The sequence below is a fragment of the Campylobacter sp. RM9333 genome (assembly GCF_020137705.1).
Taxonomy (GTDB): Bacteria; Campylobacterota; Campylobacteria; order Campylobacterales; family Campylobacteraceae; genus Campylobacter_E.
On record NZ_JACGAY010000013.1, the window covers coordinates 1 to 25,770 of the forward strand.

A 25,770-nucleotide genomic window follows, 5' to 3' on the forward strand; every position below is an offset into this window, starting at 1 on the left:
TTTTCCACTATCTTTATTATCTTCTGCAGGTTGTTTTTCACTATCTTTATTATCTTCTGCAGGTTGTTTTTCACCACCTTGATTATCTAATTCAGGTTGTTTTTCACTATCTTTATTATCTTCTGCAGGTTGTTTTTCACCACCTTGATTATCTAATTCAGGTTGTTTTTCACCACCTTGATTACTAGCTTTACTATCTTGACCATTTTCAGCAGTTGGAGTTCCAGTTGGGTTTGAAGGTGATGAATTTATACCTTGCGAGTTTGCTTCATTCTGTTTTACTATTGGTGTGTTTTGATTTGAAGTTTGTGGCTCATCAGCAATTAAGCCTTGAGAGAAAATTAATGCACTAGCTGCAAGAGATAACTTTAAAATACCCCCCCCCAGCAACAGGTTTGTTACGTTTTTTCATTGTGTCTCCTTTGAATAAATTTGCACAAGAACTATATATTTAATTTATTAAATAAAACTTAAACATATATAAATTATGATTTTTTAAATTATATTTTATTCATAAAATTTTTCTTAAAATCCCTAGTTACAATACTTTCTTAATATTTCAAAATATTAATAAAAATTAATTTATATATTAAAAACTAAAGAAAATAAAAATTAACTTTATCTAAAAAGACAATAACACAACAATACATATTTTAAATTCTAAAATACTTATAAAACACACAATTTTTAAATATTTTTATACTAAATAATTTATTTAAAATATATTTTTAATTATATTTAACACGAAAAATTGTGCTAAATATAATTTATTTTGTATTATTTTTTCATCTCTATTGCGCGTTTTAGCATTTGATCGGCTGTTGTGATACTCTTAGCGTTTGCTTCATAAGCCTTTTGAAAAATAATCACTTGAGTAAGCTCCGTGCCTAAATCCACATTGCTTTGCTCTAAATAATTTGATTTGATTTTATATGAGTTTATTACATTACCATTTGCGTCGGTAAAAAATATAGGATTTCCACTATCAGGAGTAGTGCTGAACTCATTTTCTCCATTTTTATGTAAGCCTTGCTCATTTACGAAATTAAACACTGCAAACTTAGCTACAGCTTGAGATTTACCATTGGTAAAATTAGCTAATATATTGCCCCTTTCATCAATAGCGTAATCTTTTAAAACTCCTGCTGGATAGCCGTTTGCTTCTACATAACGCTCTATTTTTGCATTATCAATACAAGTTAATCCATCATATCCGCCCTTGCCATCAACTCTTGGGCTTCCTAGATTTAGATTTATTCCATCTATTTGATTTAATTCATTTGTATTTAATGAACCATCGGTATTAAAAATAATATTCCCACTAGCTTCACTAATAGTATTTCCTTGAGTATCTTTTAAAATAGCAGTAGCTTTAAAATTAAGCTTATCAATAGCTTGTATTTGCAAATCAATTTTTCTAATATTTCCATTCGCATCATAAGTTGCTATATCAAATTTATTATTAGCACCTACATTAATAGTCTTTACTTGCCTTGCACTAAAGCTATTTACATTCCCACTAATTGTCTTTTCTAAATTCCCAAACTCATCAGCAAATGCTTCTATAGTATCGCTTCCATCTCCCCTATCAACTTCTAATAAAATTCTAGCATTAGGCTCAAGATTACTTGCTTTAAAAGTGCTTTTATTATTATCAATTTCTAATTCAATATTATCAAGATTTATATACTTATCTTCTTCGTGAAAAGCATTGCTAAGATTTGCTTTAATATTTACATTTGTAGTTGCTACTGCATTCATAAAAAGTGTTCTTGGCAATGTTATAGGAGTTTGTGCGTTTGGTGCGTTTAGTTTAATATCTAAATCATTATTAGATATTGTAAAACCAGCATTTGAACTAACTTTTCCAAACATTTCTTTAATATTTTCACTCATAGCACTCGCATTAAATCCAGCATTCATAGTCCCTAGCACAAATCTTCCAAAACTATCAACCAAATTAAAATCGCTATCAATATTAAAAGCCCCATTTCTAGTATAATAAGTATTACCATCGTAATCTTTTATGCCATAAAATCCCTTGCCTTCAAGTGCTACATCAAAGGTATTTTGACTAGAAACTAAAGCTCCTTGTTTTTGAGAAAAAGTTGAGCTTAAACCACTTGCAGCAAGTCCAACTTGATTTGCCCCAAAATTATTTAAACCACCAACATCATTGCCTGTTTGATAAAATATGTCTTTAAATTCAGGCATAGCAGCCTTGTAGCCAACGGTGTTTATGTTTGAAATGTTATTAGCTAATAAATCCATTCCAAAACTATGAGTTTTTACCCCACTAACCCCGTTATAAAATGAACGCATCATAGTTTTTCATCCTGAAATTGCGCTATATCATCAAAGCTGATTTTAATACCAGAAGCGTTTAAATAAGCCTTGCCATCTTCAAAAGTAACCCCATCAACCTTAAAATAACCACTAGGAATTTGAACTATATTTCCATGTTCATCTTCATATTGAGCTACGAATTTAAAATCGCCTTTCTCTCTAATAGTTCCATCTTCATATCTAGTATCCCAAATAAAATTATTATTACCTTTTTGAATAATGTCTTTATTGACTTTAATTGCGTCAATTTGCTCTTTATTTGAGTTAAATACACCTATTACTACATCATTTGGAGCACCATTTGGAAAGTATAAGTTAAACGGCAAATCAACAGCCTTACCATCGTGAGTAAAGGTATCTTTTTTAAGTACAGCCATTTTACCAACTGCATTAATCATACCAATTCCTACACTATTGCTAAGTAATTCCATTCTCTTAGCTAATTCATCCATAGTTTTATTGGTTTTTTCTTGAGTTTCAAGAGCTGCTAGTTGGCTTGTTTGAGTTAGCATTTTATCACTATCCATTGGACTTGTTGGGTCTTGATGCTTTAATTCTTCAAGCAATAATCTCATAAAAGCTTCTTGAGAAATCTTAGAATTTGGATTAGTTCCATCAGCTTCTTTTAAGGCTTTTGCATCTGCTTCTTGCTTTTTTACATCACTTGTATGAATGGTATTATCAAGACTAAAGCCCTCTGATTTTTGCTTATCAGAAAGTGTATTAGCATTTTGTGCAGCGATACTTGTATTAACACTCATAGCAGTATTATTCATAGGTGAAATTGCCATTTTCTATCCTTGTTTAAAAATATTTTTACTTATATAGCAAAGTGTGTTCCATATTTAAATATTTTTTGGCAAAATGCGAAAAAAGGAGCAAAAATGTTAGGAAAAATCATAAAAGAGCACGAAGAAGAATTATTCTCATTATACAAATTAAACTCATCAAGCAATCACGATTTAGCAAGACTTATAAATAATGATTTAAAAGAACTTGGCTTAGAAATAAATGATATGAATTTCAATTCATATTTATTAAGAATTATTGAGCTAAATACTACAAATTATGAAAATACTTGCAAAAAAAATAATATAAACTTAGCAAAAGCAAAAGATTTAGCATATAAAAGAGTAAAAGAATTTTACGAGCAAAGACATATAAAAATCATTGAAAAATTAAGCCCTTGTTTAGATAAATTTTATGTAGATTTATTAAATCTAGTGCATAAAATCGGTCTTGTTTTTAATAGTATTCAGCCTAAATGGGATAAGGCAATTGAAAAAAATAATGAATTTTTTAAAAGTTTAGAAAATCCTTATGAGTTTATAAAAAATAATAAGCTTTATTATCTTGATGAAAATGATGAAATAGCTACTAGGATTTATGCAATAGCAATTAATTTGGATACTAAACCAGAGCTTTTAACATATTCTTTGTATTTTGAAGAAGAATTTAAAAAGATTGATGAATACTTTAATGAGTTTTTTAAATTAAATCATAAAAATGAAGCATATATAAAATATCTTAAAGCCTTGCAAAATGCTTTAATGAGTAAAGAGCTTAGCCTAAAGCCTTGGCAAAATGCTGAAATAGCTTGGATGGGGGCAAAAGACTTCATTCAAGTTGGGCATTTTTTAGAATATTACGAAGACGCTTTTACTCATTCAGTAGCACTTGAGTGGGATATTAGAATTGATGATAATTATGATTTTAATAGTGAAAGTTTTGTTAATAAGATGAAAAATAGCTTAAATAAAGCTTATAAAAACGCTAATATAACTAATCAAAACGCATTAAATCTAAGCTTAGCTAATTTAGACAAAATTGAACTTCATATTAGCAAACCTATACTTTATTATGGAGCAGAATTAAATGGCTTATTTTCAGCTCAAGTTGTGCCAAATGATGAATTTGTATCAGCAAATTATGGCAAAAAAATATTTGCATTTTTAGATTTCGTCTATAAAAAAACAAAATCAAAACCAAGAACAATGCTAAATCAAAAAGTATTTGATAAAGCCTTTAACGACTACAATAAAAGCGTATTAAATGATGAGTTTTTATGGAAAAAGATTTATGAGATTAGCACCATTGGACACGAAGCAGGACATATTTTCTTTATAGGTAGCGATACAGAAAGCTTAATGAATACTAATGGGGTATTTAAAAATATTGAAGAATTTAAAGCAAGTGCTGGTGGGATATATGATTTTTGCAATCATTTTGATGAAAAATACAAAAAGGCCTTATTAGCAAATATAACAAGTAGAGCAGTATCTTTAATGGCTTATAAAAGCACTAAAGAAATAGAGCCTTATTATTGTGAAGGTTTGATATTTTTAGCAATATTATTTAAAAGCAAGGTTTTAAGCTTTTCAAATGATACTTTATTAAGCGTTGATTTAGAAAAATTTGAAGATTTTCAAAAGGAATTTTTAAATGTATATAACGAACTTGCAAAAACTTATCTTAAAAAAGAAAATGCAAATAATTTTTTAAAAGATTATGCAGTGTTAAAGGATTTAGAATACATTAGCACAAATAAAGATTTAGTAAAACTTGGCGATGAATATAGAAAATTATATGATGAATTTGCCAATGTTTTAATCAAGGAGAACGAATGAGTAATACCCTAATAATAGTAGAATCACCAAGCAAAGCTAAAACAATTTCAAGATTTGTAGGTAGTGAATATAGCGTAATTGCGTCTAAAGGTCATATTAGGGATTTGCCTAAAAATAAATTAGGAATTGATATAGAAGATGGACATTTTAAACCTAATTATGAAATCAGTAAAACTCACTCAAGCATAGTAAAAGAATTAAAAAGCCTTAGCAAAGGTGCTAAAGTCTTACTAGCAACCGATGAAGATAGAGAAGGAGAAGCAATTGCATATCATCTAGCAAATATCTTAGGCGGAGATGTTTTAGGCTATGATAGAATAGTTTTTCACGAAATTACAAAAGACGCTATTTTAAACGCTATTAAACACCCAAGAAAAATAGATTTAAATAGTGTAAATGCTCAACAAGCTAGGCGTATGCTAGATAGAATTGTGGGCTTTAAATTAAGTGGCTTATTATCAAGCAAGGTAGCAAGCAAGCTTAGTGCTGGTAGGGTTCAAAGTGCGGCTTTAAGATTAATTATCTTAAAAGAGCGAGAAATAAGAAATTTCGTAAGTATTGAGTATTATGAGCTTGATACTAAATTTAAAACAGATTTAGAAGTAGAATTAATAGAATTTGATAACAAGAAATTATCAAAAACAAGCATTACTGAAAAAGCCTTAGCCGAAGAAATCCTAAAACACATTAAAAGCTCGGATTTTATCGTAGATGAAATCAGTATAAAAGAGCGTAAAGATAGTCCAAAACCACCTTTTATGACTTCTACTTTACAACAAGCTGCTAGTTCTAAATTAGGTTTTTCTCCTAAAAAAACTATGATGTTAGCACAGACTTTATATGAAGGCGTTCAAACTCACACAGGATTTATGGGTGCAATTACTTATATGAGAACTGATAGCTTAAACTTAAGCGAAGAAGCAATAAAATCAGCAAGAGAGCAAATAGCAAAAGACTATGGCAAAGAATATTTACCGACTAAAGCAAGAGTTTATGAGACTAAAAGCAAAGGCGCTCAAGAAGCTCACGAAGCTATTCGTGTAACTAATGTTAGCTTTACTCCCAAAATTGCTAAAGAATATTTAAAGGCTGATGAATATAAATTGTATAAATTAATTTATGATAGATTTTTAATGACCCAAATGGCTGATGCGAAGATAGAAAACAATACAATTTATATCACAAGTAATAAGGCTAAGTTTAAACTAAGTGGAAGAAGAGTGCTTTTTGATGGGCATTTAAGATTGAATGATGATGCTAGTGGAGATAAGATTTTACCTGCTTTAAATAAAGGCGATAAAATGACTTTACAAAGCTCAAAAATAAAGACCTTACACACAGAGCCACCTGCAAGATACAACGAAGCAAGTCTTATTAAACAACTTGAAGAATTAGGAATAGGTCGTCCTAGCACTTACGCACCTACAACAAGCCTTTTAATTGATAGAGATTATGTGAAGTTAGAGAAAAAACAACTAATCCCTACAGAAAAAGGCGAAAAAATCATAGAATTTTTAGAAGAACATTTTATGCAAATAGTAGATGCGAAATTTACTAGCAATATGGAAGAGCGTTTAGATGAGATTGCAACTCATGGGCGTGACTTAGATGAGGTTTTAAATGAATTTTATGAGCCATTTATCACTAAAATCAACGATGGAAAAACAAGTATTCAAAGTCAAAAACAAGTAGAAAAACTAGGAGAAAATTGCCCTGATTGTGGTAAAGAATTGCTAATTCGTGAAGGCAAATTCGGTAAATTCGTAGCTTGTAGTGGTTATCCAAAATGCAAATATTCAAGGAATTTAAACGATACAAAAACCGAAAACAAAGAAGAAAAACCTAAAAAAGAATTAGTAAAACTAGATGTCCCTTGCCCTAAATGTGGTAGCGATTTGGTGCAAAGATTTTCTAAAAGGGGTGCATTTTATGGATGCAGTTCTTATCCTAAATGTAATTTCATTAGCTCATACCCACTAGCTAAAGAAAAATGCGCTAATTGTGGCGGAATAATGATTATAAAAGAACTTAAAAAAGGCACATTTATAGAGTGCTTAGATTGTAAAACAAAAATAGAAAAATAATAAAAGAATTTGTAATTAATCCTAATTACAAATTCTATTTTAATTTACTTAAAAGCTCCATTGCTAGAATGTGCTTGCATATAGCGTAATATTCTATCCTTTTGCTCGTCAGTAATTTTTGCATTCATTTGCATTGCTCCTAAATAAGCGTCCCATTCATCAATTGCGTGTTCGCTTGGAGCGTGTGCTGCGTGACAACTCGTGCAAGAATCATAATAAAACACCTCAACACCTTCAAAAGCAGCGTCTTTATCAGTAGTTAAAGAGCTTGATTTTACCCAAAAGCTCATTTCAGGCTTAGCGTCTTTACTCTCTAAATAGACAAATTCCGCATTTTTATTAAATGCTAATTTATCTCCTACAACTTCTCCACTAATGCTAACCTTAGCTAAATCTTCTTTAGTTTCAATTAGCTTAACCATAGTTCCTTCATAAATCGTTCCGATTTGCTTTTGATTTTCATCTAGCATTGTCGCTTTTTCATCTAAGATAAATCTAATATCTTTAGCAAATTCTTGCTTTTTTATCTCAACTTTTGCAGGAGTTGGTAAAAATATTTGCTGATAATCAGGCTTATATGCAAAAGCACTTAAAGTAATTAATGATAATCCTATAATTTTTCTCATTTTACGCTCCTATAATTGTTGGTGGTGTTGTGTTTTTATATGGTTTAACAGCTTCATTTTTATCAAGTTTTCTAATCGCTACTAAGCAAGTATTTACGCTTGTTGCTTGTGCCATTTGAGAAGTTGGGCGAGATGAAGTAAGCACATTTACATGACCTTGATTGCATCTTGCATTGTCTTTATCATCTTCAGGGTCATACCAAGCACCTTCTTGAATAGCTACAACGCCACTTCTAATATCATCACTTACAAATGCACCAGCTAATAATCTACCACGATTATTATATACTTCTACCACTTCGCCGTGCTTAATACCAAGCTTTTTAGCATCTTCAGTATTAATTACTACAGGCTCACGACCTTGGATTTTGTAAAGCTCTCTTACCCAAGTATTATCAAGTTGAGAATGAATTCTATATCTTGGGTGTGGGCTTAATAAATGGAATGGATATTTTTTGCTTAATTCTTGATTTCCTAAATATTCAGCCGGTTCAAACCAAGTTATATGACCTTTAAAATCAGGTAAATTATAATCAGCAAATTTTTGTGAATAGATTTGGAATTTTCCACTTTCTGTTGCTAATTTATTATTCACTGGGTCTTTTCTAAAATCAGCGTGGCGAACAAATTCATAAGCTTCTTTTGGAATTTCAAAATGAAGTGAGCCTTTCTCCCAAAACTCATCAAATTCCATTTCATTTATACAATCACTCTTCTCATAAAAACTTCTTATCCATTCTAAATGGTCTTTCTTGCCACCGCTAAACTTAGCTAATTCTCTTTCGCCAAATCTCTTTGCTAATTCATAGAAAACATCGTAATCATTGCGGCTTTCATACACAGGCTCGATTACTTTTTTCATAGCATATACCCAATCTTGCGAATATGAACCACCAAAGCTTATATCATCACGCTCAAGTGTTGTTGTAGCTGGGATTACTATATCAGCCATTTTTGCCATCGGCGTCCACCAAGGCTCATGAACAACTACGGTTTCAAGTTGTCTTAAAGCATAAATTAATTCATTAGTATTTGGATGATGACCTAAAACACTAGCACCTGCTACATAAAACATTTTAATCTCTGGATATGTAAAAGTTTTGCCTTTAAAGTTAATAGTTTTATTTGGATTTAGGATAGCTTCGCTTACACGACTTGCAGGGATATTTATATTTACGCTATTTTTTCCTTGTGGCAATCCAACAGGAAGTAAAGCACCACTAAACGCTCCACCAGCCGAGCAATAATGCATAGAAAAGCCAAATCCACCACCAGGCAGTCCAACTTGACCAATCATACAAGCTAAAGTTATGATAGCCCAGTCAGCTTGTTCGCCGTGATGTGCTCTTTGATTTGCCCAGTTACCTGCTAAAAATGTCCTTTTACTAACGAATAAATCGCATAATTCTTTAATCTTAGTCGCATCAATTCCACAAATCTTAGCCGCCCATTCAGGAGTTTTTTCTACTCCATCAGTTTTACCTAGTAAATATGGTAAAAACTTATCAAATCCATCTGTATATTTAGCTATAAATTCTTTATCGTATTTTCCACTTGTATATAAATAATGGCACATTCCAAGTATCATTGCAACATCGGTATTTGGGACGATTTTTATCCATTCAGCCTTTGTAATTTGCGCTGCTTTTGTATATTGTGGGTCAATGTTAATAAACTTTATATTACTAGCTGCGTATTTTTTAAGCCAACCATCATTCTCACGATTAGCTACCTTAAAATCTATTTGATTATCCTTGTAAATATCACAACCCCACATTACATAAACTTCGCAGTTTTTAATCATTTGCTCGTAATTTGTTTGCAAACTATAAACTTCTAAATCCCCTGCTATAGCAGTATTTACTTTACCCGCTGCTCCGTTACTATACTCTCCATCAGTGCCTATTGCTCCACCTAAAACGGTGTTAAAAAATCTACCTGCAACTGCGTTACAATTATGAAGTAAACCAACATGACCCCATCCACCATAACTTGCGTTAAAGATATTTTCTGGTTTTGTAGCTTTAAGCTTTTTATATAATAAATCAAGCACTACATCCCAACTAACATGAACGAAAGACTCACGACCCCTTAAATCAGGGCGATTTTTACCTTCTAAAAAACTTTTTCTAACACTTGGATATTTTACCCTTGTATCTGAATATGTTCTATCTATGATAGCTTTAGTGATTACGCTTGGGTTTTTATCACTTTCGTGTGGGATAAGATTGATTATTTTTCCTTCGCTATTTACTTCGGCTGTAAATGCACCAAAATGTGTAGCGTGTGGGATTTGCTTGATATCATAAAAGTTTGTATCAGCATTTAAAGGACAAGTAATCGCACTAGCTGTAATTGCTGAACCTTTAAGGAATGTTCTTCTTGAAATTGCCATAATTTCTCCTTTTTAAAATGTAAAGCAAACATTTTATATATCAAGTATTATCATAAAGTTATAAGGTATTTTTAGTCTTCTTTGAATAATTAGAATTTGAAATTGTTTTATTAAAGTCTAATAAGTATTAATTTAAGCTAATTTTGTTTATATATCGTGATATTTAATTCATATAAATTAATAGCTTTTAAGTATTTAATAAAGTATTTTTAAAGATAAAAAAATATATAAATTTTTTTACTTTTTTATGTTAAAAGACAAAAAAATTTAAGGTTAATTTTTTATTTTTACAAATATAATTTATTGATTTATATCAATTTTTAACATTAATAAAAATCAAGCAACTTTTTAAGGATTTTATATGAATAAGACCATAAGAATGTCATTACTAGCATTTACGATAATTAGTTCAGTTCAAGCAGCAACTGTAAGCAGTGGAACTTTGACTATTGATAAGTTAAACGACGAATATAATAATATTAAAGAAACAAACATAAGCAAAATTTCTTTTACCAATGGAACAAATGCTGAAACCACTAACTTTACTATGAGCGGTGGTGGGGACTTTCATCCTTTAGATAGTTTTAACGGAAGTTTTTATAACTTTACTATAAATAGTCAAGGATATTCATCTACAATGTTTAACAAAGAACAAAGAAGCACTTTGTGGATGAATTATAAAAGCTCCATGACAGTAAAAAATGATTTAACCGTAAATGGGGATTTAAATAACCCTTCAAATACTGAAGAAAAAGATTTAGGAAGTAAAGATGGCATTTATATGGAAAATCTAAATGCAACATTACTTGTAGAAGGCAATCTAATAGGTAATAACACTTATCTAGTAAATGACAAAGGAGCAAAATTTACAGTAAAAGGTAATACGAAATTAGAAAATACATTTTTACAAAACAAATGGGGAGAAATGTCATTAAATACCTTAGAAGGTAATGGCTCTTCTAATTCTAAGCTAGAAAATAAAGCCGGTAATCTAAACGCTGACACTATTTCATCTACAACTATTAATAGTAAAGGTGGAACTCTAACTTCTAAAACTATCAATAATAATTCCATCATCAATAGCGAAACTGGTGGAACTATTAATGTTACAAATGAAATTAATAATTCAACAATAAATGGCACAAGTGGAAATATTACTGCTGAAAATATCAAAAACCAATCTACTATCAATAGTAAAGGTGCGACTATTAAAGTAAATAGCAATATTGACAATTCAACAATTGAAGGCGATAGTGGAACTTTAACTGCGGGAAATATCACAAATAAATCTACTATCAATAGCAAAGGTGCAACTATTAATGTTACAAATAATATTGACAATTCAACTATTAAAAATAATGGTGGGACTATTGATGTTAAAAATGATGTAGTAGGTTCTACAATTGATGGAACTAGCGGGACTTTAAAGGTAGCAAACAATATAGATAGTTCAACTATCAATAGTGATGGTGCTACAATCCAAGTTAAAAATGTTACAAACAAATCAACTATTAATAGTAATACAGATGGTAATTTAACTATATCAGGCGATGTTCTAGGCTCAACTATTAATAGTAATGCTAATGGAAAATTAAGCGTTAATAATATTAAAGATAACTCAACCATAAATAGCAAAGGTGGGACTTTAACTACAAAAGAAGTTAATAATTCAACTATTATAAGCGATAGTGGGGCTTTAAATATTAATGGCAATACAAGTGGCAATACCATTACTCACAATGGTGGGAGTGTAATATTAGGTGACGCAACTAACGAAACTACCGGCACTAATAATACAATTAATATCAATTCAGCTGGCTTTAATATAAATTCTAATTTATCAAATGGCACGATAAATACAAAAGGCAGTGGTGTTGCTAATTTCACAAAAGACAATACAACCATAACAGGCACTAAAATCATAGGAGATAATCCTTCAAGCATTAATGTAATGATTGGTCAAGATAAAACTCTCACATTAAAAAATGCTAATGCTACCAATTCTTATTTTGGACAGACTACAGGTAGTGTTACCGGTGGTCTTACAATAAGTGGTGGTAATTATGAGAATGTTATTTTAGGACAAGGTGGTGGAGGAGCAACTATACAAAAACTAACTATCACAGATAATGCAAATATAAGTGGGGATAGAATAAACGCTGATAATCTTACAATAGAGAAAAGCTCTGTAACTACTAGCGGAAATATTAGCACCAATACAAATATCACAATTGATGGTTCAAATGTTGATTTTAAAGATGTTATTATGGGTAAAGATAAAGTTACATCAACAATTAATATCACCAATTCAAATCTTACTTCAAGCAATGCTAAAGGTGGTGGTATTTGGGCTAATATAGGCGATAATAAAATAAATGTAACTAACTCTACACTAGATTTAATTAACTTAAAAAGTTCCGGAGATATAACGATTAAAAATAACACAAATGACAAAGCCCTAATGTCAAAAACACAAGTTACATCGTCTAAAGGTAATATAACTTTAGATAATACAGATAGTAATGCAAAGAACATAAATGGTAAAAATATCAATATTACTAACAATTCAAATATACTTTCTGGAACACTTAAAGCTAATGAAAATGTAAATATTAACAATAACTCAAATATCAAATCAGGCACAATCACAGCTGAAAGCGGAAGTATTACGCTAGATAATTCAAATACAAGCGAAAACGCTAATTTAGAAAGTAAATTTAATAATGTTACTTATAAAGGCAAGTCTAATATACAAGGCAATACCACAGCAGGAAATGATATCATCATTGAAAGTGGTGCAAATGTAAGCAAAGGAACTCACACAGCTACTAATATAAAATTAAATAAAGATGGAAATATTAGTGGGGGGGGGTTAACAGCTGATCAAGCCGACATTGGTGGCAATGTAAGTGGTGGTAAAATCACTGCAAATAACACTATAAACATTAATTCTGGTGGTAATGTAAGTAGCGGAGAATTAAATGCAAATGATATAGCTATTAAATCAGGTAGCAATGTAAGTGGTGGGGTGTTTAATAGCACAAACACTATTAGTATTGGAGAATTAGGTAAAGATAAAACTAATGTTAGTGGTGGAGAATTTACAAGTAATTATTTTAAATCTACTAATGCAAGTGTTAGTGGTGCAAATATCAACACAACAAAGGCTGATTTTATAAACTCAACTTATAATGGAAATAGTTTCAAATCAACTGGCGATGTAATTATAGATAACAACAGCGAAATTAATTCAGCCCTTGATATAGGTGGTAACGCAACAATATCTTACGGAAGTAAGCTTAATGCAGATATTACAAATGTTAAAGACATTACTATTAGCGACAAAGATACAACAATCAATGCCAATATAAATGCAAGTGGATTTGTAGATATATCAAATTATGCTACCTTGAATGCAGATAAAACAATCAAAGCAAATGGTGCAAGAATAGCAACTGCAAATATAAAAGGTATTTTAGATATAGATGATAGCGTGGATTTATTAAATGCAAATGTAGAAAAAACTGCAAAAATTACAGCTAATAATAAAATCCAAGCATATTGGGGGACTATAAACGGAGAATTAGAATCTAAAAATAGTGATATTGTATTAGGATACGGAGCTAAATCAGATGAAAATGCTAAGTTTATAACAAATAGTGGAAGTGTTATTTTAAGTAATAAAATACTAGATAGCAAATACCCTGCACCTGGCACTCAAGAAACCGATATAAAAGGGACAATTAATGCTAATAAATTGCTTGTAAAAGATGGTGCTACATTAAATGCTAATTCTACAATAACTACTACAGCAGAATTTGAAAGCAAATCTATTTTAGGAGAAAGTGGTGTTGTAAATGCTAATAGCGTTACTTTAAACGATAGTAGCACTAAAACAAATTCACAAATCAATGCTACTGATATAAAAGTAAATAATGGCTCAACTATACAAGGTGGCTTAAAAGCTAAAGATATAACGATTGATAATTCAAAAACAGAAAATGCTACCATAAATGCTAATACAATAACCTTACAAAACAAAAGCGTAATCAACGAAGGCACAAAGCTTAGCACAAATACTAATGGTGGTAAAATCATAATAGATGGAAAAGATACAAAAGTATTAGCGTCAATTGAAGATACTGATAATTTAGAAGTAAGAAATCAAGCTACACTTAGTGGTAATGTAAATATCAAAAGCACTACTACTATAAAAGACGCTAATTTATCGGGAAATCTAACTTCTAATGAAGTTAAGTTTATTAATTCTAAATTAGATAATTCAAAAGAAACTACAATCAAAGCTAATAAAACATTATTACAATTAGCTCAAGATATGCTTTTAGAAAAATTAAACATTCAAAATAAAGATGCTAATAAAAATAATGATGTTAGAATTGATGGGAATTTAAAAATTGCTAATTCTACGATTAGTAATTCTAATATAAATGCAGCAAATGTAGATGATACATTAAATCTTAAAAATATAGATTTAACTAATGCAAATATAGGTAATGATACTAGCAAACGCTTAAATGATTTAACTTTAGATGATGTTAAATTTACTGGAGATACTATCAGTGCTAAAAATACTAATATCTTAAATACACAAAATGCTAAAGGAATTAATGCTAATTTAGTTAAAGCTGATGAGAAATTAAGCATTACAAATTCTAAAAATATAACAACAAATACTCTAAATGCAAAAAATACTGATATAAGTTCATCTAGCGTAACTTTAAATAATGGTAATTCTAGTGATTTTTCAGCTACTAAACAATCAGTTGTAAATGTTTTAGGAGAATTATTTACAAATAAAGCCTTAATAGATTGCTCTACTACTAATAATGGTTTAATTAAAGGAACTAATTTAGTTACCGTGCAAAATGGCTCTATTGTTAATTCTAATATTAATAGTAGCGGTAGAGTAGATATAATAGGTGGTGGCTCTTGTGCTAATAACACAACTACTACAATTAATAAAGCAATAGAAACTAATGAATTAGTAGCTAGAAGAGGTGCAGTGATTAATGCAGATAGTAATTTTAACAATGCTACAATTGATAACGCTACTATAAAAGGAGATTTAACTAGCAAAAATCCTAGTGGAACGCTACTAATTGCAAATGGGGCTGAAGTTTCTGGCGGAAATATTGATGTAGCAGGTAATATAATCTTAAGCAATGACGCTCAAAATCTAGGAGAGCATAATGGAATTAGTCCAGAACCACCTGCAACTAATAAGAAAACTACCATTAACTCTACTATAAAAAATGCTAATGATATTACTTTAGGAAAAGATACAACGATAAATGCAGATATTAATAAAGCTAATAATATTACAGCTACAAATGCTACATTGAACTCAAGTAATGTAAATGCTAATAATCTTAATGCTAATAATTCTCAAATAGGTAAAGATGATAAGAGTTCTAATATTATCTTGCAAGGAATGGCAAATATAGCAAATAGCGTAATTGATGCGACAATTAATGCTATAAAAGATATTGTTGTAACTTCAGATGATAAGAATAATCCAAGCAAGATTAATTCTAAACTAACTTCACAAGAAAATATCACAATCAAAGGAAGCGAGCCTACGCAAGTTAATGCTGATTTAAAAGCAGATAAAAATATCAATGTAACTAATGCAACTATAAAAGATAATACGACTTTAAATGCAAATAATGATATTAATTTAAACAACACTAAATCAAATAATATTAAAGCTACTTCAAATTCTGGGAATATTACTATTAGTGGTGGGGAGTTTAAAGGAAAAGACGCAATAATCACTGCAAATAATGGAAAAACCACATTAACTAATAATGCTAAAGTTTGCTCTAGCATTGATACTAAGGATTTGGATTTAAATAGTGGGGCTAGTATTTGTAGCGATGATACAACTCCTGTTACAATCACTAGCACAGGCTTAAGCAATATTGATGGTAAAAATGGTGTTAATATAGGCAAAAATGTTACATTTAATGCGAATAATTTGGATATTAAAAATATTGATGATAAGTCTAAATTAGACGCTAAATTAAATGCTAGTGGGGAATTTAAAGTAAGTAATTCAACTTTAAAAAATGATATAAGCGTTAAAGGAAATAAAGCTTGTTTTAAACCAGATAGCACGACAACTCTTAAAGGAAAAGTAGAAGTAGATTGCCTAGATTCTAATCAAACTACATTTGATGGCGAAGTTATAGCTAAGAATGTAAAAGATAATGGCTCACAATTTAACAATAAAACTACAATAGATGGTGGGACAAATGATTTAAACAATTCAACATTCAATGATGATTTAACACTAAAAGGCAAAGGCAATACTAAATTAAGCAATGCTTCTATGAAAGATTTAGTAAATGAAGCTATTAAAGTGGTATTAGATAATATTAAATCATTTAATAATATTACAAATCAAAATGGCGGAGATTTAAGCATTAATAATACTGATAAAATCGCTGGAACAAGTATTAAAAATAATGGAAATAAATCTAAATTAGACTTTAATAATATAGGCGAATTAGCAACCAAAATTACAAATGATGATGGCGGTATTTTAAGTCTTACAAATGTTAAAAATGTAAGCGAAGATATTACAAATAATTCAGAATTGAATGTAAATAATTCTATTATTAATGCTGCTATTAAATATGACAATAATAAGTGTGGGACTTTAAACACTAGCAATGGAATTTATAATAACAATGTAGAACAATGCAATATAAATGCGAACTTAAATAATACCTTTAATAAAGATATTTTAGTGCATAATCATTCAGAGATTTCAGGTAATTTCACTGCAAACACATTTAAAACAAATACGCTAAATGCTGATAATGCCTTTATAGAAATTACAGGAACTAAACCTATATCAAGCATTGATGATTTGGCTACAAATACTTATGATAAGACAAGCGATTTAAAAAATAGCACTTATACAATCAAAAATTCAACAATAAGAGCTACTAATACAAATAGCAATGGCATAGGTGGAATTAGAGCTGATAATTTAATAGTGGATAATTCACACATTCAAGCACAAGTTGTAACTAATACTCTAAATGCTAATAATTCTAAGTTTTATATTTATGGTGGTGGAATTGATACTAGTTTAGAAGATAAATTCAGTGGTCCTATTATAGTAAATAAAGAAGCTTTAGGAGAAAATAACGAAATCGTTTTATACAATACGAACTTAAGTAAGCTAGTAAATACAAGAGTTCCTATTGCTATTGTAAATGGTAAAAAAGAAGATAATGAAAAAGATAAAGCTTACTTTAAAGTAACTTATAAAACCGTTTTAGCTACTTATAATACTAAGGTTTTAAGCTTTGATGAAATAGGTAAAGATGGAGTATGGAGTTTAGGTTTAACAGATAAAGACCCAATAATTAATAAAGATAGCATTAGGTCTAATTTAGAAATAGATAAAGAAGCTTTAAAAGGTTTTGGTAAGGTTAGTGCTGATGATAAGGATTTATTGACTTTAGAATATCTTGACCCAGCTGTTACAAGTGCGATTAAAAACATAATGTATACACCATATTATGTTGCTAGATATTATATTGATGATAATGACTTAAGATTTAATTACTTAAGAAATGATGATAAAAATAAAGGTTTTTGGATAAATTCTGATTATGGTTATTTTGAAACAGATTCAAATAATTTAAAAGGTAGCAGAGTTAATGTCGGAGTAGATAATAAAGTATCTTTAAAAAATCTTGATGTAGCTTATGGTATAAAAGCTTCTAAAGCAAAACTAAAAGCTAATAAAGCATTAAGCACTGATGTTGGAATAACTGGCATTGGACTTTATGCTAGCACGAATTTTAATTCGGGATTTTTCGTTGATTATGACTTAAATTTATTGACTTTAAAAGGTAATTATAAGAGCGATTTAGCGATGATAAATACTACAAGATATGATAATTTATGGCAAGCAAAAGTTAAAGTAGGACAAAGATTTGGCTCTGATTATTATGTAGAACCTAATGTTAAATTAATAGCTACTCGCTATCCAAAAGTAAATATTGATGGAGCAGTATTAGGAATTCAAACAGAACAAGCAGCTCAATATACTGCAAAAGCAGGTATTAAAGCTGGTGCTAAAATCAATGATAAAGTAGGTTTAAATACTGAATTTGCTTATATTAAAGACTTAAACGAAAGTCCAAGTAATAGTGCTAATGATGGTATGACTTATTATTTTGAAAGGGTTCAAGATAGAGGATTTAAAATCAAATTCGGAGCTGATTATAAACCTAGTGCTAATACTAACATTAATTTAGATTTTGCTAAGAGCATTACAAATCACTTTAATAATAACTACAATATAAACTTAGGATTTTCTTATAATTTCTAATCTAAAATCAAGCAAGGCTTTTTTAAGTCTTGTTTGATTTATCTTCAATCAACAATGCTTTTAATATTTTTAACTTATAAAAATTTTTATCTTTTCTAAATTCTATAAATAAAAAAGATTTTTAAAAGATTAGCAAGACTTTTAATTGTATTTGATTTATCTTCAATCAATAATATTTTTAATATTTTTAACTTATAAAGATTTTTAACTTGTATTTTAATGTTTTATTTGAGTATTTTAAGTTTGCTTATAAAGATTTTTATCTTTTCTAAATTCTATAAATAAAAAGGATTTTTAAAAGATTAGCAAGACTTTTAAGCCTTGCTAATAAGATTTATACATTAAATCTAAAGTGCATTATATCGCCGTCAATTACTTCGTAATCTTTACCTTCTAAGCGTAATTTACCTGCTTCTTTAGCTTTTGCTTCGCCACCACAATTTACGAAATCATCATAGCTAATTACTTCAGCCTTGATAAAGCCTTTTTCAAAATCATTATGAATTACACTTGCAGCCTTAGGAGCTTTATAACCTTTATGAATAGTCCAAGACCTAACTTCTTTAACCCCGCAAGTAAAATAAGAAATCAAATTAAGCTTAGCAAAACTTGTCCTAATAATAGCTGCTAAACCGCTTTCATTTACGCCTAATTCTTTTAAAAACTCATTAGCTTCAGCTTCGTCCATTCCAACCAAATCTTCTTCAAGCTTAGCACATAACTTTAAAACGCTATGATTTGATTTGGCTGCATATTCACGCACCTTTTTTACATAATCATTATCATCTAATAATTCATCTTCGCTTACATTAACGCCATAAATTACTTCTTTAGCACTAAGTAATCTTAATTCTTTATTTAAAGTTATAAAAGCTTCACTATCACGATTTGCATATTCACTAGCTAATCTGCCATCTTCTAGGTGTTTTAATAAATCCTGTGCTAATTCAAGGCATTCTTTAGCACCTTTAAGATTTGCTCTTGCTTCTTTGCTAAGTCTATCAAGCTTTTTATTAAGTTGTTCAATATCAGCTAAGATTAATTCAAGATTTATGATTTCTATATCTCTTAATGGGTCAACCCCACCTTCAACATGAGTGATATTTTCATCATCAAAACATCTTACTATATGTAAAATCAAATCAGTTTCACGAATATTTGCTAAGAATTTATTCCCTAAACCTTCGCCTTTGCTAGCACCCTTTACAAGACCTGCAATATCTACAAATTCTATCATTGAGTGCATTATTCTTTCAGGATTTACTATATTTGCTAAGACTTTTAATCTCTCATCAGGCACTTCAACAATAGCTTTATTTGGCTCAATGGTGCAAAATGGATAATTTGCTGCTTGAGCGTTTGCTGCCTTTGTTAAAGCATTAAAAGTCGTGCTTTTACCAACATTAGGAAGTCCAACAATACCTACACTAAGGCTCATTTTGCACTCCTTGCCATTCTAAGTAAGTTTATAATATTCATTCTAACTCCAGCTGCACTTGCTCCATAAGCATTCTCGCCCCACACTTTTTCTACATAAGCAGGTCCAGCAATGTCTAAATGCAACCATTTGTCTTTATATTCTTTTCTAATAAACTCGCCTAAGAACATTCCTGCACTAATAGCTCCACCATATCTTGAGCTACCTGTATTGCTAACATCAGCTATTTTACTTTTGATAAGCTCTTTAATGTGTGGATTAAAATGTAAAACGCAAGTATATTCGCCACTTCTTTTTGAATTGTTATAAAACTCGTTTTGCAAGTCTTCATTATATCCCATAATACCACTTGTATATTCGCTAAGCCCAACCACACAAGCACCTGTTAAAGTAGCTAAATCTATTAATAAATCAGGCTTTAAATCTTGAGCAAAACTCAAGCAATCTGCTAAAACCAATCTTCCTTCAGCATCAGTATTTCTTACTTCTATACTTACACCTTCTCTTGAAATCAATACATCATCAGGCATATATGATTTTTCGCTTATGCAGTTTTGTGCTGCACCTATAATTCCGTGTATTTCATAAGGTAGTTTTAACATACTAGCTGCTTTTAAAATACCTAAAACAGCAGCCGCACCACTCTTATCAGCTTTCATAGTTAGCATATAATCAGCCGGTTTAAGACTTAGCCCACCTGTATCATATACAAGCCCTTTTCCTACATAAACTATTTTTTTAATAGCGTTTTGTGGTTTATAAGCTAAGTGGATTAATTTTGCAGGATAACTACTTGCACGATTTACTGCTAAAAATGCGTTCATTCCTTCTTTTTGTAAATAATCATCGCTATAAACATTGCATTCTAAATCAAATTCTTTAGCTAATTTTAAAGCGTCTTTTTCAAAACTAAGTTGATTATAAGTGCTTGGAATTTCATTTACTATATTTTTTACATCTTCACAAGCATTTGCTAATACTTTACCTAGCTCAATGCCTTGTTGAATATCATCGTTTTGTTGTGTTTCAAGGCTTATTAATTCTATTTTAGAATTCTTAGGCTCTTTATGATATTTATTAAACTCATATAAAGATGAAATAACAGCATAAATATGAGCATAAGCACTATAAAACTCACAACCAAGATTAATAAATTCAAGGCTAATGCTTTTTATATTTAAGTTCTTAATGCTCTTAATCGCACTACCTAAACTAGCTATAAAACTAGCATAAGTTAATTCATCGTTTAAGCCAACATAAAGCGTTCTTTTAGCTAGGTTGCAAATCGCTCCAACTCCTTTATAATCATTTATTTCAAAAAATTCTTTATCATCAAATCTACTTAAATATTTGTTTTGTATCAAACAAACTTTAAAATCAGTATTTTTTTCATTAAATACTACTTTCATTTTTTTTACCTTTCTTACTTAATAATTTATTTTCTAAACTTTTAAAAGCATATAAAATTAAGCATAAAAATCCTACAACTAAAATTCCTGCCAAATACCAATGGTCTTTCGCCCAATTAATAATCTCCCATATATGCTCGCCAAAAATATACACTATAAAAATAGTAATAGCAGCCCATACTTGAGCTGAAATAAAATTAATTACCGCAAATTTCTTTGCACTATAATTAGTAAGCCCTATACTCATAGGAATAACGGTTCTAAAGCCATACATATAGCGTTGAATAAATATTATAGGCCAGCCGTATTTTTGAAGTAAAATCTGTGCTACTGCAAATTTTCGCCTTTGTGTTTTTAGCTTTTTTCTAATATAGCTTTTTGAGTATCTTCCTATATAAAAATATATCTGATCGCCCAAAAATCCCCCACAACCTGCTATAAATGTGATAAGTCCTATATGAATATGTTCTCCGTGAGCTGCAAGTCCTGCTAGTATTAATGCAGTTTCGCCTTCTAGCGTGCACCATAAAAATATAATAATACTAGCAATTACGATTTTATCTCTAAATAAGGAAGTTAAAACCCCCTCAGGGTCAGCAAAAAAGGAATTTATAAAATTAATTATCATATCCATTGCTAATCCTTTAAAATGCAATAAATATCATCACAATGCTCTTTTAAAGCTTTATATCCACCGATATTTATATCTATTAAAAAACAACTCTTAATCTCTTTAGCACCTGCTAATTTTAATAATTTCATACAAGCAATGCTAGTGCCACCCGTTGCTAATAAATCATCCATAAAAAGAACTTTTACATCTTTTTTGCCTAAAAATGCGTCCTTTTTCATCTCTATTTTATCTTTGCCGTATTCTAAATCATATTCAATACTTAATAGCTCTCCTGGGAGTTTGTTTTTCTTTCTAATTGGAACAAAAGGGATATTTAAAATAGCTCCTAATGCAGCTGCAAAAATAAAGCCACGACTTTCAGCTCCTACTAAAAAATCAAATTCTTCATCTTTATATTTATCTTTTAAGTGATTTATTAAAACTTGCCAACCTTCTTTATCTGCTAAAAGCGTGGTAATATCTGCAAATACAATTCCTTCTTTTGGGTAGTTTGGGTATCTTTTTATCTTCTCATTTAATAATTTTTCTATATTCATATTAATCCTTATAATAAGCTTTCAATTTTTGCTTCTAATTCTTTGATTTTTGTGTTTAATTTATTATTTTCTAAGCGATATTGAGAATTTCTTGTCCTAAGGCTTGTTAATTCACTTTTTACCTTATCTAATTCTTCATTTAATACATCTATATTTCCTAAAGAGCGTTGAAGTTGTGTTTGTAGCTTTCTCATAACCACTTCCGTATCATCAAAATTAGTTTTTAAAAACTCTTTTGAGGCTCTTTCTTTATTAAGTAATGATTTATAATAATAAGTCATCACTAAAAAATAAATACATATACAAACTAAAGCAGTAATAACCATCCAAATAAATAACATTTATTGCCCTAATTTTTTTACTCTATTTTCGTGTCTTCCACCAAGAAATGGGGTATTTATAAAGGTTATGATTAATTTTTTTGCAAGTTCAAAATCAACAAATCTAGCACCTAAAGATATAACATTAGCGTCATTATGTTCTCTTGCTAATCTTGCATAATCTTCGCAATGACAAAGTGCTGCACGAATATGCTTATGACGATTTGCAGCTATGCTAATTCCTATACCACTTCCGCAAATAATAACACCTATTGCATTTGTATCGTTTTTAAGCTCATTTGCTAATTTATTAGCATAATCAGGATAATCCACACTATCATCACTATCACAACCAAGATTTATACATTCGTATTCTTTACTAAAATATTCAATCAAACTAAACTTTAACTTAGTTGCTGCGTGGTCGTTTGCAAAATAAATTCTCATATTTTTCCTTAATATAAAATAATTTTAGTTTAATATTTAAGAGTTAATTAATAATACGCTCTTGCTTCTCGTTTTAAATCTCTTTCTTTGATTGCTTGACGCTTATCGTGAAGATTTTTTCCTTTTGCTAAAGCTAGAGTTCCTTTCAAAATCCCACGCTTAAAATAACAATTTAGTATTACTAAAGTAAATCCATCTGTACTGATTTTACCTATTAATTTATCAATTTCTGCACGATGAAGCAATAATTTCCTAGCTCTTCTATCTTCGTGAGTGAAGTATTTATTCGCCGTATTCATATGACCTATGTGGCTATCAAGTAGCCAAGCTTCACCTTTGATTATCCTTACAAAAGAATCTTTTAAATTGATTTTGCCGTGTCTTACAGCTACAACTTCGCTACCTAATAAGGCAAAACCACATTCATAAGTATCAATTATGCTATATTCAAATCTTGCTTTTTTATTCTCTGCAACGCTTTTCATTATTATCCTTAAAATGAGTATATAAGACCGATTTTAGCGTAATTTTGATTAGCAATTAAACTTAAACGATAATTTTTATAATCAAAATAAGTATTAAGATTTATATGTTTTTTATCAGCACTAATTTTTATACCAAAATTATCAAAATCCTTTAAATAACCTATATTTAAGCCATAATTATTAGCCCCTATAAAAAAACCTTCATAATAATACCCTAAGAAAAAATTAGCAAACACCCTAGCCTTTTTATATCTAATTCCTAATTCAAATTCATAGCTAATCTTTTCGTATTCGCTGATTTTGATAGGGCTTATATAATTTTTATTAAAGTTTAATATGTTTAAACTATGAGATAATTTATCATTTAGACTAAGAATACTTATCTCAAAATCAAGGCTATTTTTTTTATCATATTCATAAAATAATCCTACTTTATGAAAGTTCTTTTTATAATCAGTATTAAGTGATACAAAACGAATTGGAATTAGGCTTGATTTAAGATTAACACCATAGTTTTTGGCATATATACTTAAAGCTGATGAGCAATTTTTATGCAAAAATGTATAAGTATCATAAATCTCATCTTCGTAAAATAAAGCTGATAGATTGGCTTCTTCGCTATCATCTAAATTAAGCGGATAGCATTTTACTTGCCTTTCATCATCTTCATAAAACTTAATTAATTTATCCTTAGGCAAAATTTGCATAATGCCTTCTACTCCAAAAAGTGCTGATAAATTATCTTTAATATTTAAATTACTATTTAGATTAAAACTAGCCGCTTTATTGTTATAAGCTAAAAATATATGCCCAAACATAGTATCAAGTCGCTTGTAGCTATCACTTACATAACAAACACTAATATCACTTGCTCTTAAAAAAATACTAATAATTAATAAAAACACAAATTTCATCTTATTATTTTACTTTTTTTGTTAGCATAAAAGGTAAAAAAAGGAGAAAAAATGGAAATAATTGAACTATTCAAAAATGTCAAATATCCTAATTTTCAAAAGGATATTGTAAGTTTTGGTTTTGTAAAAAGGTGCGAATTAGCAGGAGATATTATCCTAATGGATATTGAAATTCCAGCTGCAAGTGTAGAAATAGCAAATGCTATTAGAAATGAATGTGAAGCAATAGCTAGAAATAATCATTATAAACTTGAGCTTAAAATCATTCAACCAAAATTAGAAGAACCAGAAGTAAAAAGACCAAAAATCAAAAATCTAGCTCCACAAATTAAGCATTTTGTAATGATTAGTAGTGGAAAAGGTGGAGTTGGCAAAAGCACAACTACTCTAAATCTAGCATTATCACTTGCAAAACTTGGTAAAAAAGTAGGAGTGCTAGATGCTGATATATATGGTCCTAATATGCCAAGAATGCTTGGTGCTGAAAACGAAAAACCTGTAGTAGTAGGCAATAAAATCCGTCCTGTTAAAGCTTATGGAATTGAGTTTATGAGTATGGGAATTTTAATTGAAGAAGGACAAGGATTAATGTGGAGAGGCTCTATGGTAATGAAAGCGATTGAGCAACTTTTATGCGATGTGTTATGGAGTGAGCTTGATGTATTATTACTTGATATGCCTCCAGGAACAGGTGATGCACAAATTACTCTAGCTCAAAGTGTGCCTGTTAGTGCGGGAGTTTGCGTTAGCACCCCACAAGCAGTAAGCCTTGATGATAGTAAAAGAGCTTTAGATATGTTTAACAAATTAAATATACCTGTAGCTGGTGTAATTGAGAATATGAGTGGTTTTATTTGTCCTAATTGCGATGTTGAGCATGAGATTTTTGGTAAAGGTGGAGCGCTTAATTTAGCTCATGAATATGATTGCTCTGTTTTAGCTTGTATTCCTATTGATTTATCAATTAGAACGGGTGGAGATAGTGGTAAGCCTATTTCTATGTGTGAGCCAAATTCAATAGTAGCAAAAAGATATGAAGAAGCTGCATTTAAATTAATTGAGTTTTTAAACACTACTAAAGCTGATAATTCTAGTATTCAACCAACGACAAACACTCCAGCTTGTCATTAATAAA

The 25,770-nt window shown here is 29.8% G+C and carries 17 protein-coding genes; 4 read left to right on the top strand and 13 right to left on the bottom strand.

Annotated elements, in window-relative coordinates; translation table 11 throughout:
- The 3 genes from AVBRAN9333_RS05710 to AVBRAN9333_RS05720 form a co-directional block, all read right to left on the bottom strand.
- Positions 1-390: hypothetical protein (locus AVBRAN9333_RS05710; RefSeq protein ID WP_336609584.1), on the bottom strand; the 390-nt coding region annotated here is incomplete at its 3' end.
- A 387-nt stretch (positions 391-777) separates the two neighbouring features.
- A complete protein-coding gene (locus tag AVBRAN9333_RS05715) occupies positions 778-2,325 on the bottom strand; it encodes a flagellar hook-basal body complex protein (RefSeq protein ID WP_214115776.1) in 1,548 nt (515 codons plus the stop codon).
- Positions 2,322-3,137 (bottom strand): flagellar hook capping FlgD N-terminal domain-containing protein, encoded by an 816-nt coding sequence (locus AVBRAN9333_RS05720; RefSeq protein ID WP_214115777.1) that lies wholly within the window; start codon positions 3,135-3,137, stop codon positions 2,322-2,324. The genes AVBRAN9333_RS05715 and AVBRAN9333_RS05720 overlap by 4 nt, the downstream gene beginning before the upstream one ends.
- Positions 3,138-3,230: 93 nt before the next feature.
- Here AVBRAN9333_RS05720 and ciaB point away from each other — a divergent pair, with 93 nt between their 5' ends.
- Together ciaB and topA are read left to right on the top strand one after the other, a co-directional pair.
- The gene (gene ciaB, locus AVBRAN9333_RS05725) at positions 3,231-4,973 is read left to right on the top strand and encodes an invasion protein CiaB (protein WP_336609585.1); all 1,743 of its coding nucleotides are present in this window, start codon (positions 3,231-3,233) and stop codon (positions 4,971-4,973) included.
- A complete protein-coding gene (gene topA / locus AVBRAN9333_RS05730; protein ID WP_336609586.1) occupies positions 4,970-7,057 on the top strand; it encodes a type I DNA topoisomerase in 2,088 nt (695 codons plus the stop codon). Before ciaB ends, topA begins: the two co-directional genes overlap by 4 nt.
- A 44-nt stretch (positions 7,058-7,101) precedes the next feature.
- Here topA and AVBRAN9333_RS05735 read toward each other — a convergent pair whose 3' ends face one another.
- Positions 7,102-7,683, bottom strand: a complete 582-nt coding sequence (locus AVBRAN9333_RS05735) for a hypothetical protein (RefSeq protein WP_214115780.1) — start codon at positions 7,681-7,683, stop codon at positions 7,102-7,104.
- 1 nt (position 7,684) lies between these two features.
- Complete coding sequence (locus AVBRAN9333_RS05740; protein ID WP_336609587.1) at positions 7,685-10,078, bottom strand: molybdopterin-dependent oxidoreductase; 2,394 nt, start codon at positions 10,076-10,078, stop codon at positions 7,685-7,687.
- A 361-nt stretch (positions 10,079-10,439) separates the two neighbouring features.
- On the opposite strand from AVBRAN9333_RS05740, the gene AVBRAN9333_RS05745 reads away from it, so the two are divergent.
- Positions 10,440-18,452 (top strand): hypothetical protein, encoded by an 8,013-nt coding sequence (locus AVBRAN9333_RS05745; RefSeq protein WP_336609588.1) that lies wholly within the window; start codon positions 10,440-10,442, stop codon positions 18,450-18,452.
- A 334-nt stretch (positions 18,453-18,786) separates the two neighbouring features.
- Here the strand turns inward: AVBRAN9333_RS05745 and ychF are convergent, their stop codons facing one another.
- From ychF to AVBRAN9333_RS05785, 8 genes are read right to left on the bottom strand one after another with little or no spacing between them, the layout of a single operon-like run.
- The gene (gene ychF, locus AVBRAN9333_RS05750; RefSeq protein WP_336607805.1) at positions 18,787-19,890 is read right to left on the bottom strand and encodes a redox-regulated ATPase YchF; all 1,104 of its coding nucleotides are present in this window, start codon (positions 19,888-19,890) and stop codon (positions 18,787-18,789) included.
- Positions 19,887-21,299 (bottom strand): leucyl aminopeptidase, encoded by a 1,413-nt coding sequence (locus AVBRAN9333_RS05755; RefSeq protein ID WP_336609589.1) that lies wholly within the window; start codon positions 21,297-21,299, stop codon positions 19,887-19,889. The genes ychF and AVBRAN9333_RS05755 overlap by 4 nt, the downstream gene beginning before the upstream one ends.
- Positions 21,283-21,933, bottom strand: a complete 651-nt coding sequence (locus AVBRAN9333_RS05760; protein WP_239803471.1) for a DedA family protein — start codon at positions 21,931-21,933, stop codon at positions 21,283-21,285. Before AVBRAN9333_RS05760 ends, AVBRAN9333_RS05755 begins: the two co-directional genes overlap by 17 nt.
- 2 nt (positions 21,934-21,935) lie before the next feature.
- The gene (gene apt, locus AVBRAN9333_RS05765) at positions 21,936-22,484 is read right to left on the bottom strand and encodes an adenine phosphoribosyltransferase (RefSeq protein WP_442862231.1); all 549 of its coding nucleotides are present in this window, start codon (positions 22,482-22,484) and stop codon (positions 21,936-21,938) included.
- Entirely contained in the window at positions 22,478-22,810 is a 333-nt protein-coding gene (locus AVBRAN9333_RS05770) for a hypothetical protein (protein WP_214115786.1), read from the bottom strand. Before AVBRAN9333_RS05770 ends, apt begins: the two co-directional genes overlap by 7 nt.
- Entirely contained in the window at positions 22,811-23,251 is a 441-nt protein-coding gene (locus tag AVBRAN9333_RS05775; RefSeq protein WP_214119885.1) for an RpiB/LacA/LacB family sugar-phosphate isomerase, read from the bottom strand. It abuts the gene before it with no gap.
- A gap of 32 nt (positions 23,252-23,283) precedes the next feature.
- Positions 23,284-23,721: an SsrA-binding protein SmpB gene (gene smpB / locus AVBRAN9333_RS05780; protein WP_214115787.1), complete on the bottom strand. Its 438-nt coding sequence runs from the start codon at positions 23,719-23,721 to the stop codon at positions 23,284-23,286.
- A gap of 8 nt (positions 23,722-23,729) precedes the next feature.
- Entirely contained in the window at positions 23,730-24,635 is a 906-nt protein-coding gene (locus tag AVBRAN9333_RS05785) for a lipoprotein N-acyltransferase Lnb domain-containing protein (RefSeq protein ID WP_336609590.1), read from the bottom strand.
- Positions 24,636-24,686: 51 nt separating this feature from the next.
- Here AVBRAN9333_RS05785 and AVBRAN9333_RS05790 point away from each other — a divergent pair, with 51 nt between their 5' ends.
- Positions 24,687-25,766: an Mrp/NBP35 family ATP-binding protein gene (locus AVBRAN9333_RS05790; protein ID WP_214119878.1), complete on the top strand. Its 1,080-nt coding sequence runs from the start codon at positions 24,687-24,689 to the stop codon at positions 25,764-25,766.
- Positions 25,767-25,770 lie beyond the last annotated feature (4 nt).

Bases quoted from the DNA above. Each gene is read 5' to 3' on its own strand.
- topA (WP_336609586.1), top strand. From the start codon at position 4,970: ATGAGTAATACCCTAATAATAGTAGAATCACCAAGCAAAGCTAAAACA.
- AVBRAN9333_RS05755 (WP_336609589.1), bottom strand. From the start codon at position 21,299: ATGAAAGTAGTATTTAATGAAAAAAATACTGATTTTAAAGTTTGTTTG.
- AVBRAN9333_RS05790 (WP_214119878.1), top strand. From the start codon at position 24,687: ATGGAAATAATTGAACTATTCAAAAATGTCAAATATCCTAATTTTCAA.
- AVBRAN9333_RS05720 (WP_214115777.1), bottom strand. From the start codon at position 3,137: ATGGCAATTTCACCTATGAATAATACTGCTATGAGTGTTAATACAAGT.
- AVBRAN9333_RS05785 (WP_336609590.1), bottom strand. From the start codon at position 24,635: ATGAAATTTGTGTTTTTATTAATTATTAGTATTTTTTTAAGAGCAAGT.
- ychF (WP_336607805.1), bottom strand. From the start codon at position 19,890: ATGAGCCTTAGTGTAGGTATTGTTGGACTTCCTAATGTTGGTAAAAGC.
- ciaB (WP_336609585.1), top strand. From the start codon at position 3,231: ATGTTAGGAAAAATCATAAAAGAGCACGAAGAAGAATTATTCTCATTA.
- AVBRAN9333_RS05740 (WP_336609587.1), bottom strand. From the start codon at position 10,078: ATGGCAATTTCAAGAAGAACATTCCTTAAAGGTTCAGCAATTACAGCT.
- AVBRAN9333_RS05760 (WP_239803471.1), bottom strand. From the start codon at position 21,933: ATGGATATGATAATTAATTTTATAAATTCCTTTTTTGCTGACCCTGAG.
- smpB (WP_214115787.1), bottom strand. From the start codon at position 23,721: ATGAAAAGCGTTGCAGAGAATAAAAAAGCAAGATTTGAATATAGCATA.
- AVBRAN9333_RS05715 (WP_214115776.1), bottom strand. From the start codon at position 2,325: ATGATGCGTTCATTTTATAACGGGGTTAGTGGGGTAAAAACTCATAGT.
- AVBRAN9333_RS05770 (WP_214115786.1), bottom strand. From the start codon at position 22,810: ATGTTATTTATTTGGATGGTTATTACTGCTTTAGTTTGTATATGTATT.
- AVBRAN9333_RS05735 (WP_214115780.1), bottom strand. From the start codon at position 7,683: ATGAGAAAAATTATAGGATTATCATTAATTACTTTAAGTGCTTTTGCA.
- AVBRAN9333_RS05745 (WP_336609588.1), top strand. From the start codon at position 10,440: ATGAATAAGACCATAAGAATGTCATTACTAGCATTTACGATAATTAGT.